We start from the raw sequence: 11,836 nt of genomic DNA on the forward strand, positions 1-11,836 counted from the left end.
TAATCACCTAGACATACCTATATTTAAATTAGATTTAAAATATCCTTAGCAGTTGCAAGCTTTATCTATAATATTTTTAACATCCTGCTCAAATGACTTCATCTTATTCTCTGCATTTTCCAAGTTTTCTCCGATAACTGATAGGTAAATCTTCATCTTTGGCTCGGTACCAGAAGGTCTGATAACAAACCAGGAGTTATCTTCTAAAGTAAATTTAAGTACATTTGACTTAGGTAGGTCAATCTTGCTTTCCTTTATATCTACTAAATCCTTCTCTATACTTAGCTTATAGTCTGCTTTTTTAACGATTTTAACGCCTCCGATGGTATGACTCATAGAATGTCTTAAAAACTCAAGAGCCTTTTCTATCTTTTCTTGACCCTCTTTTCCTTTTAATTCTAGTGAAAATAATTTTTCCTTATAAAATCCATATTTTTCATAGAGGCCCATTAAAGCTTCATATAGGCTCATACCTTTATTTTTATAATAAAGAGTCATTTCGCATATTAAGGTTGCTGCAATAACTGCATCCTTATCTCTAACAAAGTCACCAGCAAGATATCCATAGCTTTCCTCAAAACCAAATAAGTACTTTCTATTATCTTCTTCAAACTCTTTTATTTTCTCTCCTATATATTTAAAACCTGTTAAAACGTCTATTAATTCAACACCATATTCTCTGGAAATATCTGCTGCTATTTCAGAAGTAACTATTGTTTTAACCACTACACCACTTTCAGGTAATTGATTTAATTCCTTTAAAGAGGATAGTATGTAGTGAGTTAAAAGAGCCCCTGTTTGATTTCCTGTAAGCACCCTGTACTCTCCAGAACTGTCTTTTACTACTATTCCTATTCTATCACAGTCAGGGTCTGTTCCAAATATTATGTCCGGTTGAATCTCCTTTGCCATATCTAAAGCTATGTTAAATACCTTTGGCTCTTCTGGATTAGGGTAATCAGCTGTAGGAAAAGTTCCATCTGGCTGTTCCTGTTCTTTAACTATACTTAGGTTTTTATATCCCAACTCCTTAAGAACTCTTCTTATTGGCATATTTCCGGTTCCATGGATCGGTGTATATATTATTTTTAAGTCCTCAGCACGGTTATTTACTAGGTCCTTTCTTATAGTTAAGTCCTTTACCTTTTCTATATAAGCTTTATCTATTTCCTCTCCTATTATGTTAAGAAGACCGCTTTCTTTAGCTTCCTCTATATTCATAGTTTTAATCTCTGAAAAATCTAATATATTTTTTATATAGGATAAAATCTCCTTTGCAGACTTATCAGTAACCTGTCCACCGTCTTCTCCGTACACCTTATACCCATTGTATTGCTTTGGGTTATGAGAAGCAGTTATTACAATACCAGCCTTACAGTTTAAATGTCTTACTGTATATGAAAGCATAGGTGTTGGTCTTAAATCCTCAAACAGATATACTTTTATATTATTGGCACATAGGTTGCAGGCAGCTGCTTCTGCGAATTCCTTTGACATTATTCTAGAATCATAGGCTATAGCTACAGAAACCTCTTGGTTATACTTATTCAGTAAATATTCTCCTAATCCCTGAGTAGCCTTACCAACAGTATATATATTCATCCTATTAGTTCCTATACCTATGACCCCTCTAAGGCCACCAGTTCCAAACTCTAGGTCTTTATAAAATCTATCTTCTATTTCTTTTTCGTCTTCTAAGTTTCTTAGTTCCTCTTTTGCCTTATCATCAACAAGCTCCGAATCTAGCCATGAATAATATCTTTCCTTATAATACATGTCCAACCTCCCAATCAGTAATATCCAATATTTACTATTATACTTAATCTGTAAAATAAAAACAATTATAATATAATTATATTATATTTTCAAACATATAAAAAGCTATGAGAATAATCATTAAAATTATTCCCATAGCTTAGAAATATATTAATTATATTAAGAATTTTCTTCAGGTATATCTGATGGTTTTTTATTCACTGTTATAGTAGCAATAATTGTATCTAATCCTTCCATAAAAGTGATATCCTGTGCCATTTCTACATCTGCTAATCTATATGCATCTCCTACATTTAAAGAAGCAAGACCTACATTAATACATTTAGGTATATTGTCACTTTTACATACTGCTTTGACGCTGCTCTTCTCCTTCTGAACAGCTCCACCCTTTTTCATTATTAATTCTTCACCACTAAATAAAATTGGTATTTCTGTAACTACTGTCTCATTTTCTTTTAATTCTTCTAAGTCTAAATGAATTATCTTATTATGTACTGGATCTCTTTGTATCTCTTTAATTAAAGTTCTATGAGTTTCCCCATCTACGTCAACATTTAATACTGCATGTTCTCCATTCTTTGCAATTTCCTTACTTAACTCTAGCTCACCAATTTCAAACATTATGTTGTTCATATGTTTTCCATAGATAACTCCAGGTATGATACCTGATCTTCTTCCTTTTTTAGCATCGTGTAGGGTTTTCTTTTCCCTTTTATGTAATATAAGATTTTCCATGTTATATTCCTCCCAACCTTATGTTTTTTCACATTATTCATTATTTACAAAGTCTGTCATATTATTCATAACTCTGGGTATAAAATATTTATTTTATAAAATCAATTCATATTGTTGCATTTACTATACAATTAACATATAATTATATTGGTTTAAGAGAAAACCTAGGCCAACCCTTTAACCATCGGTGTTTAAAGGGTATATTTTCATGAAAGAAGGTGCTCTATCAAGGTGTATAAATTAGATCAAAATGAAACTCCTTTATTTGACGCATTAATGGAGTATGTAAATAGAGAAACGATTCCTTTCCACGTTCCTGGTCACAAAAAAGGAATAGGTATAGATGAGGAATTTAAAAACTTTATTGGTCAAAATCCATTTAAAATTGATGTTACTGTTTTTAAATTAGTTGATAGTCTTCATCATCCTACAGGGCCAATAAAAAAAGCCCAAAAGTTAGCTGCTGACGCTTATGGTTCTGATGCTGCTTTCTTCTCAATTCATGGTACTTCAGGTGCCATACAGGCAATGATTATGTCCGTGGTATCTGCTGGGGATAAAATAATAATTCCAAGAAATGTACACAAATCTGTTACTGCTGGAATTATTTTAAGTGGTGCAATACCAGTTTACATGCAACCAGCCCTTGATAAAAACGTAGGTATAGCTCATGGAGTTACTCCTGAAACTGTAGAAAGAACTCTAAAGGAAAATCCTGACGCAAAAGCAGTTTTAGTTATAAATCCTACTTATTATGGAGTGGCTACTGATTTAAAGAAAATAGCAGACATAGTTCACAGCTACGATATTCCTTTAATTGTGGATGAGGCTCATGGACCACACCTTGGTTTTAATGATAAATTGCCAATATCAGCAATGGAAGCTGGAGCTGATATTTGTGCTCAAAGCACTCACAAGATAATTGGAGCTTTAACTCAATGCTCACTATTACAGGTTCGCTCAGAACGTGTTGATATAAATAGAGTTCAGCAAATTTTATCTCTTTTACAAACAACATCTCCTTCATATATATTAATGGCTTCTTTAGACTGTGCAAGAAGACAAATTGCTCTTAACGGAGAAGAGCTTTTAGATAAAACTATTGAGCTTGCAAATTATGCTAGAAGTGAAATAAATAAAATCCCAGGATTCTATTGCTTCGGTGAAGAAATTCTTGGAAACGAAGGGGTTTATGCTCTAGACCCAACTAAAATAACAATAACCTGCAGAGACCTTGGTATAACAGGTTATGATTTAGATATGATATTATCAAGTAAGTATCATATACAAATGGAGTTATCAGATTTATATAACGTTTTAGCTGTTGGTTCCTTTGGTGATACTAAAGAAAGTATAGATGCATTATTAGTTGCTTTAAAGGAAATAAGTGAAGAATACTATGGAAATGATAACAAGAAATCTGATTTCATAGATATGCCTGCTATACCAAAACTATTAAAGTTACCAAGAGAAGCTTTTAACAGCACTAAAACTCGTGTAGCTTTAAAAGACAGTATTGGTGAAGTAAGTGCAGAATTCCTAATGGCATATCCACCTGGAATACCAGTATTATGCCCTGGGGAAGAGATTACACAAGAAATTGTAGATTATGTTCAAAAACTTAAAGATACTGGATTATATGTTCAAGGAACTGAAGACCCAGAAGTAGAAAATATTAAGGTCGTAAGGTAAAGCCTATATGCAAATAGACTTTCATCAAGCTTTAATAGCTGAAAACTGAAAGAGAGGTATTTTAGTAATGTGCTAAAGTACCTCTCTTTTGCTTATGATTAAAATTTAGTATTAAAGTCTAACTGACCTTTATTATAAATTTTTCTTACTGATAAACTAAGATATCACTGAACCTAGTGCTATTGAATAAAGCTTTGACTTAGCAGAATCAGCTCTTGATACAAGAACTACAGGACACTTAGCTCCCATAATAACTCCTGCACTCTCTGAATTTGCAAAATAGGTCATTGATTTTCCGAGGAAGTTACCAGATTCTATATTAGGAACTAAAAGAACATCTGCATCACCTGCAACATCACTAACAATTCCCTTATGCTCTGCAGCTAGTTTGGATATGGCATTATCTAAACCTAGTGGTCCATCAATAATACATCCCTTTATCTGTCCTCTTTTATTCATTTGGCTAAGTACTGAAGCGTCCATAGTAGCCTGCATTGAAGGATTTACTACCTCTACAGCACAAATTGGTGCTACCTTAGGCATTTCTATCTCCAACTTATGTGCTACCTTTACAGCATTATTTACTATACCTATCTTGTCTTCCAATGTAGGGTATGGCACCATACCTCCATCTGTTAATAATATAAGCTTGTGATAAGCAGGTACGTCATAAACCATAACATGAGATAATAATCCGCTGCCTCTTAGTCCTGCTTCCTTATTTAAAACTGCTCTTAACAAATCAGCAGTTCCCAGCATACCTTTCATAATAAAATGAGCCTGTCCATTTGAAACAAACTCCACAGCCTTTGCTGCAGCCTTTAATATATTCTTCTCATCTACTATCTTTATGTTATCCATATGTAGATTATCTTCTTCTGCTATTTTCTTTATTTTTTCCTCATCGCCAACTAAAATTGCATCTACTATACCTAGCTTAACAGCCTCTGTAACAGCCGTTAAAACCTCTTTATCCTGAGCAACAGCTACTGATAAAGTCTTTTTCCCCTTTTCTCTTGCTAAATTTAATAATTCATCAAGCTTTTTTATCATAAAACATCTCCTCCTTTTATATTGTAATCCTTTTAACCCTTTATAATTATATCATCTATTCATATTATTGGAAAAGCATTAGTTTTAAAGCAGTATCGGTATATCCAATAGTGACTAAGAAAAAGAGGTATAATCAGAGTTACACCTCCTTAATTGTTTCTACATAAAATGTCATCTTACTTTTTATCCACTAATAACTTATTTTCTTATGAAGATCAAGTTTTCTCCTAGACTTGACATCTCAAAGTTATACTGTGAAATTGCGTTAAAGACATTTTCTTTACTTCCTATTTTCATATCATCATGAATCTCAATAATCAAAATTTTAACTTTAGAAAGCCATTGATCATAATTTGAAGAAAATACTTCTCTTTCAGAACCTTCAATATCTAATTTTAAAATATCAATTTCATTGAAACCTGAATTCTTTAGTATGCTACTAATTGTTATTGCTCTAATGGTGTCTTCTACCTCTTTTACACATGGTTCAACAATAAACCCCCATTCCCTATGCCCGATATCTATTACTTTTACTCCAGCATCATCATTCCATAGTGCTGATTGAAGGGTCTTTATATTTTTATAAAAACTAGTATTGTGTTTTAATATCTTATAATTTGAGCTTTCTGGTTCAATAGAAATTATAGTAGCCTCAGGATACTTGTTAGCAAAATATACTGCAGTAAATCCTACATTGCCACCTCCATCAATGATAAACTTAGGGTTTATTTCAAAAGGAATTTTATATTGGTTATTTTAAAAAATACTATTTAATAATATAGTATCTGTTGTATCCGGTCTATATGATATGGGAAATTTAATGTCCGACATTTCAATAGACTTAGTAATCTGTCCATCTATAATATTACTCATAAAATCACCTATCTCCTATTTATCTTTTCCATTGCTTCAACATAACTTATTGATTATTAAATTATATATAATTTTTATAATCATAGCTTATTTTGCTATATTCTATTTATAGGAGCTTTATTTAGTTACAACGAAACTTTATGTTATCTTATATTTTATTTAAAATTTAAAGGCCCTCAATTTTTATAGTCTTGTAAAAAACATAAAAAATTGGAGCCTTTAAACTTTATTTGATATTAGATTTAGTAAATAATTCTATCTGTAATTTCCTTCACGTTTTTACATCCAGTAAGTACCATAGCTGATTTTAATTCACTCTTTAAGTTTTCCATATAAACCTTAACACCTTCTCTTTGTCCTCCAAAGGAAGCGGTTACGAAAGGTCTTCCAATCAATACAGCATCAGCACCTAATGCTAACATTTTTAGTACATCTACTCCGTTTCTAACTCCACCATCAGCAAGTATAGTAACTTTTCCTTTAACTGCTTCTGCAATCTCAGGAAGTACGTCTGCTACCCCTGGAGTTTGGTCAAGTACTCTTCCGCCGTGATTTGAAACTACTATAGCATCAACACCAGCTTTTACCGCTAATTCTGCTTCATCAGCAGTCATTATACCCTTCAATATAAATGGTAGCTTTGTACTCTCTACTATTTCTTTTATAGCTTCTACAGTCTTAGGTCCAACTGGCTTTCCATGAAGTGCTAAAGTTATAAGTCCTGCTGCATCGATATCCATTCCAACAGCAAAAGCACCTGCTTCTTCAGCAAGCTTTATTTTTTTAATAACATTGCTATTTTCCCAAGGCTTTATTATAGCAATTCCTTCTCCGTTAAATTGCTTTAATTGTTCTAAGTTTGTAATTAAAAATGAGTCTACCGCAGTATCTCCTACCATTGGGTAAATTCCTGCATCTAGACATCCGCCTATCACCCAAGAAATATATTCTTCTTCTGTAAACTTACCACCCATATTTAAGGTTGTTCCAGAAACAGGTGCTGCAAAAACAGGAACTTCCATCTTCTTTCCAAATAACTCAATTGAAGTATCTGGGTCTTTGGCATCATGTATAACTCTCATATTTAACTTATATGAATTTAATGCTTCTATATTACCTAAAAAGGCATCTCCTGTACCTTTCCCTCCCATACCTGGCACTTCTCCTGAGCAAGCTTTTCCATTACATACTGGACAAACCCTACAGCTTCCATTCAAATTTTCACGTGCGCTTTTCAATACCTCTTTGTAATCCATTTTAATTCCTCCCCATTTTGTTCATTATCAAATCCAAGTCTTACTACTTGAAGTCAGTAATGCTTTAAATTATTACGTAACTTCTACCTGTAACATAAAGGATATATTACAGGTAGAAATTACATTAAACCTATCTTTTATTATAATTTATTTAATACCTTAGTTCAATAAAAGGGAGGTAATGAGATTTAATTCACACCTGAACTGCACTTAGCATATATTAGAGATTATAAATTCTATGGGAGATGAAAACATGTCTCATCTATTTATACCTAGAACCTTTCACCGTATCTGGTTGGGTGACAAACCTATGCCTATAGATTTTATAAACTACGGAAGGACATGGTGTAGAAAGCATCCAAGTTGGGGAATAAAGCTTTGGACTGATAAAAACATGATACCGCTTCAAAATCAAAAGGCTTTTGACAATGCATTTCATCCAGTTTTAAAATCAGATATTGCCAAGTTAGAAATTTTATATAACTTCGGAGGGGTATATATAGATTGTGATTTTGAATGTTTAAGAAACATTGAAGCTTTAATAACAGATAGAAACTTTTTTGCCGCTTATGAAAGTTATGATATGATCTCTACAGCAATCATGGGGTGTAGCCCCAAAAATCCTATCATAAAAACTTTAATAGATGGTATTCCTAAGGCACTAAAATTCAGGAAATGCAGGACTATAAACTACAGGTTAGGTCAAGCCTATGCTACTGAAAAACTAGTAGATAGACATGATATTAAAATTTTTGATTCTGCACTGTTTTACCCCTATCTATATGACGAAAAAAACAAAAAAAATAATAAGTTTCCTAATGCTTATGCAGTTCACCACTGGGCCGGCAGTTGGCTATAAATTACATTTGTTAAGTATAATACTGTCACTTAATAGGCTTATTGTCCGTATATTATAAATTATAATGTAGCAATATGTTAGCTCTACTTTACTGTTAAGTGAGGTGTCTATTTATTAATGATAAAAATAAAATTCCATGCTAATTGGTGTTCTGATTATGAAATCAGGGAGCATTTTAACAGGTGTACTACTAATAATGACTATACATGGAAAAATTTATTTATAACTTTAGATGATGATTATGATTTTTTCGTAATTATGAATCATCCACAGCATAATAATTTTCCTCCCTCTAAAACAATAGTATTTCAATGTGAACCTGAATCTACTAGAATGTGCTGGGGTAATTTTTATAAACCAGACTCCAAAGCTTTTTTTAAGGTTTACGATACCGAGCATAATCACAATGTGGACAAATGGTTTATAGGACTAAACTACCAGCAGTTGCTAAATGGTAACTTCTCCAAAAATAAAGTAATGTCTGGGATAGTATCTGGAATATATAACTTAGAAGGTCATGTAGATAGATTTAATTTCCTTAAGTATTTAGATAAGCTTCCATTTTATGAACACTTTGGCAAGGGAGATCTAGGTTTTTTAAAATCCTTTAAAGGATATTTACCTAATAAAGAAGATGGTCTAATTTCATATAGGTACCACTTTAATGCAGAGAATGTTTATGAAAAAAATTACTTTACAGAGAAAATAATAGATCCTATACTTTGTGAATGCTTATGCTTTTACGATGGATGTCCAAATATTGAAGAGTTTATTGATTCAAGAGCCTATATAAAAATCAATTTAAAAAAACCAGATGAATCTCTTGAAACTATAAAATGGAGCATTGAAAATAATGAATATGAAAAGAGAATCCCTTTTATAAAAAAAGAAAAAGAAAAATTAATGAATGAACTGAATCCATTGAACATTATTTATAAAATAATTAGAGGTGAAATATAGTAATGAATGTTTTAGCCACTGCCTGTAACTCAGCATATTTTAATGCTTGTTTAACCTTAATAGCTAGTATTCATCGACTAAGCTTTAATGATGTTGATAAAATACTTGTATATAATTTAGGTCTTACTGAGGATGAAAAAGAGCAGCTTAACAGTTTGCAGAAGGTCCAGGTTATGGAATTTAATTTAGACGATTCTTATTTTGAGGAATATTTAACTCCAAAGCAATTTGCTTGGAAGCCTTATGTTATTAAGGATGCCGGAAACTATGGTAACCTAATACTATACATGGATTCCGGTGCTGTAACCGTAAAAAATATTAAATGCCTATATGATATTATTGAACAGGAAGATATTCTCATTGTAGGTGACTACCACCCAAACTATGTTTATACCCACGATAAATGTTTTGAAATAATGAATGCTACAGAAGAAGAAAAACAATATCTTCAAATTTGGGCAGGAATGCAAGGCTATAAGGTTAATGGAAAATATCAAAGTTCCTATGTAGATGAGGCCTTTAAATTCTCAAAGTTTAAAGATGCTGTTTTCGGCAATCATACAAATCACAGACATGATCAAAGTATTTACTCCATTCTTTGCTGCAGAAACAAGATTCCTAGACAGGATATTTATATATATGGAGAATGGCGAGGTATTAATATGAATCCTCATCAAATTATATATGCTCATAGACGAGCTTATTCTAATCTAGAGGGGTTAATATATAAGTAATATAGCTATATATTCTTAGTAGGGCTGTACCAAGATGGATTTCAAGAGTATTCATGAAATTCATCTTGGGATATAGCTCTTATTTTTATACGCAGCTACCACCATACCAATTTCAGCGCTCTGTTACCATATAAGGGAATAAATATAACATCGCATACTTATAAAAATTATATTAGTGAGTAACTTAATGCAATATATATTCATATACTGTAATTATAAGTTCTTTTGTTTTAAGTGATTGATAAAGGAGATTTCAAATGGAAAATAAATCACTAAACTGCAATAAACAAAGTCAATATAATGAGAAGTCAGTTAACTTACTTAACTGTGAAACATATAAAAAAATAGATGTATCTATTAATATGTGTTCATATTTACCAGACTGCAATACTTATGATGTGTCCTTTTCTTCCTGTGAAGTAGAGAAAAAAATAAATGTAAATGCACAAGTAAGTTGCAGCCCCTTCCACTGCAGCTACATAGATTCATTAATCTCTTCAGCTAATTATTGTATATCTGATGAAGGCTGCTACAACTGCTGTGATAGCCCTATATCTAATGATGGTGCCTCTTTAGCTTTGCCATGTCAACCTATTGAAGACATATTCATAGATTTACCTGAATGCCCTAAGGATGAGGAAAACTCTTCAAATTCAATTGAACTAACTTCTAATGTCAGTGTAAGTGAAGAAGATAAAAAAAGTTACTCTGTTACAACAGATGATAACACTATAACCACAGACAACACTGAAATAGTAGAGGACCTTAGTGTAGCAAATCTCTCCCACAAGAAAAAAAGAAAAAAAGAGGGGATAAATATGAAACCTAATTCTCATTTGATTTTAGCAGTATTAACCAACCTCATAGATATGTTTTTAAAAAATTGCTCCAAGGAGGAAATTATTCAAAATGAATCTAATCTGATTATAAAAGATGAAAGTGATACAACTGATAAACCTATTAAAGGTCACAGACATCATAGACATGATAGACATCGCAAACATCGTAGTCACCATAGGCATAGTAAGCAAAATAACCTTATTAAGTATAATATAAATGATGTAATTATAATATCCATTTTCGAACTAATGAGAAGGCTAAACGAGTAATTAAATTTCAAAATCTATTATTGATGACTATACCCTTTGTACCATCTCTTTGAATTTTTCTATAAAATTTGATTATAAGCTGAACATAATACAGCTGATTTTAATATTATATACTAGGCAAAGTCATATGCCTAATAATATTAAAGAAAAGGATAGTGAATATAATGGACGAAAGTAAAAAAATAATAAACGTTAATTCACCATTATACGAGGAGTTTGCTGCAGATGAGGATTTCTCTCCAGATTGGCCTCCAAGACCAACAACTGCAAGACCGACTACTACAGCACCTACAACTGCAAGACCAACTACTGCGGCACCTACAACTGCAGCTCCAACCACTACTGCACCAACTCCAACACCTTGTCCATGTTGTTTCTCAACAGAAAGAAGAGTTGACTATGATAGATGTGAACTAGTTGAAGAAGAAAATATTGAAACTGTAGTAAATTGTGTTGGAAGGTTCCTAGATGTTACCGTTACATTGAGAAATGTTTGTCCAAATAAATGGGTTGCAGTAGGTGTATTAGTTTATGACGCACAGAATAGACTTCTATCATTTAAAGTTTGCAGACTGTTTACTGGTGATGGCCCTAACTGCATACCAAGCTTAAATTCTGGAAGATTCTGTTTTGTGTTTGATGAAAATGATTCTTGTCCTGGCCCTCGTACTTTTACTGTAAGAACTGTATCCAATTACCTGGAAAGATAAACATCTTTATATTTAATGCGATATTTGAAAGTCTGGGGCCTAAAGTCTCAGACTTTTAGTAAGCAACTCTATTAAATCA

The 11,836-nt window shown here is 32.2% G+C and carries 11 protein-coding genes; 6 read left to right on the forward strand and 5 right to left on the reverse strand.

From position 1 onward, the window contains the following. Positions 1-45 precede the first annotated feature (45 nt). Positions 46-1,776: a phospho-sugar mutase gene (locus N4T77_RS11685; RefSeq protein WP_261671979.1), complete on the reverse strand. Its 1,731-nt coding sequence runs from the start codon at positions 1,774-1,776 to the stop codon at positions 46-48. A gap of 159 nt (positions 1,777-1,935) precedes the next feature. Beyond that, positions 1,936-2,511, reverse strand: coding sequence for a 50S ribosomal protein L25 (locus N4T77_RS11690; protein ID WP_261671980.1), 576 nt, complete (start codon positions 2,509-2,511; stop codon positions 1,936-1,938). A gap of 231 nt (positions 2,512-2,742) precedes the next feature. Here N4T77_RS11690 and N4T77_RS11695 point away from each other — a divergent pair, with 231 nt between their 5' ends. After that, positions 2,743-4,203, forward strand: coding sequence for an aminotransferase class I/II-fold pyridoxal phosphate-dependent enzyme (locus N4T77_RS11695; RefSeq protein ID WP_261671981.1), 1,461 nt, complete (start codon positions 2,743-2,745; stop codon positions 4,201-4,203). 156 nt (positions 4,204-4,359) lie between these two features. Here N4T77_RS11695 and N4T77_RS11700 read toward each other — a convergent pair whose 3' ends face one another. The 3 genes from N4T77_RS11700 to N4T77_RS11705 all read right to left on the reverse strand — a co-directional run bounded on the left by N4T77_RS11700 (position 4,360) and on the right by N4T77_RS11705 (position 7,385). Then, the gene (locus N4T77_RS11700; RefSeq protein ID WP_261671982.1) at positions 4,360-5,256 is read right to left on the reverse strand and encodes a phosphate butyryltransferase; all 897 of its coding nucleotides are present in this window, start codon (positions 5,254-5,256) and stop codon (positions 4,360-4,362) included. A gap of 198 nt (positions 5,257-5,454) precedes the next feature. After that, positions 5,455-5,997, reverse strand: coding sequence for an FkbM family methyltransferase (locus tag N4T77_RS20290; protein ID WP_396125122.1), 543 nt, complete (start codon positions 5,995-5,997; stop codon positions 5,455-5,457). Between the two features lie 374 nt (positions 5,998-6,371). After that, positions 6,372-7,385, reverse strand: coding sequence for an alpha-hydroxy-acid oxidizing protein (locus N4T77_RS11705; protein ID WP_261671983.1), 1,014 nt, complete (start codon positions 7,383-7,385; stop codon positions 6,372-6,374). Positions 7,386-7,623: 238 nt separating this feature from the next. On the opposite strand from N4T77_RS11705, the gene N4T77_RS11710 reads away from it, so the two are divergent. The 5 genes from N4T77_RS11710 to N4T77_RS11730 all read left to right on the forward strand — a co-directional run bounded on the left by N4T77_RS11710 (position 7,624) and on the right by N4T77_RS11730 (position 11,757). Next, complete coding sequence (locus tag N4T77_RS11710; RefSeq protein WP_261671984.1) at positions 7,624-8,244, forward strand: glycosyltransferase family 32 protein; 621 nt, start codon at positions 7,624-7,626, stop codon at positions 8,242-8,244. Positions 8,245-8,361: 117 nt separating this feature from the next. Then, a complete protein-coding gene (locus tag N4T77_RS11715) occupies positions 8,362-9,204 on the forward strand; it encodes a hypothetical protein (RefSeq protein WP_261671985.1) in 843 nt (280 codons plus the stop codon). A gap of 2 nt (positions 9,205-9,206) precedes the next feature. Next, positions 9,207-9,938: a DUF1647 domain-containing protein gene (locus N4T77_RS11720; protein ID WP_261671986.1), complete on the forward strand. Its 732-nt coding sequence runs from the start codon at positions 9,207-9,209 to the stop codon at positions 9,936-9,938. A 257-nt stretch (positions 9,939-10,195) separates the two neighbouring features. Further along, positions 10,196-11,047 (forward strand): hypothetical protein, encoded by an 852-nt coding sequence (locus N4T77_RS11725; protein ID WP_261671987.1) that lies wholly within the window; start codon positions 10,196-10,198, stop codon positions 11,045-11,047. A 164-nt stretch (positions 11,048-11,211) separates the two neighbouring features. Further along, positions 11,212-11,757 (forward strand): hypothetical protein, encoded by a 546-nt coding sequence (locus N4T77_RS11730; RefSeq protein WP_261671988.1) that lies wholly within the window; start codon positions 11,212-11,214, stop codon positions 11,755-11,757. The last annotated feature ends 79 nt before the right edge of the window (positions 11,758-11,836 follow it).

Origin of the sequence: Clostridium sp. CX1, assembly GCF_025398335.1 — a bacterium.
GTDB classification, from domain to species: Bacteria; Bacillota; Clostridia; order Clostridiales; family Clostridiaceae; genus Clostridium_AM; species Clostridium_AM tanneri.